Annotated in this window: 1 pseudogene; it reads right to left on the bottom strand. The window is 61.7% G+C overall.

Annotated elements, in window-relative coordinates:
- Window positions 1-243 (bottom strand): annotated as a pseudogene (locus SB753_RS40615) (UDP-2,3-diacylglucosamine diphosphatase); the annotation flags it as partial.

Below are 243 nucleotides of genomic sequence, written 5' to 3'. Positions count from 1 at the left end.
GATGCCTTCCGACGTCACGTCGTAACGCGGCGACACAGGGCGCTGGCGTCCCGCTTCGCGCGATGCGCGCATTTTTTACGCCAACGCTTTACGCCAGCGATACGGCAACACCAGACACAGCCACTGCGCGAAATGGTTGCGCGCGAAGCCACGAAAGCGCTGATATTTGCGGTCCGACGTGCATTGCGCGTCGCCGTGCGTGAGCGCGATTTTTGACCCGAACGCGGTGATGACGAACGGATC

Origin of the sequence: Paraburkholderia sp. SIMBA_053, from assembly GCF_046534895.1 — a bacterium.
Lineage (GTDB): Bacteria > Pseudomonadota > Gammaproteobacteria > Burkholderiales > Burkholderiaceae > Paraburkholderia > Paraburkholderia caledonica.
This window is presented reverse-complemented; position numbering and strand designations above follow the sequence as displayed.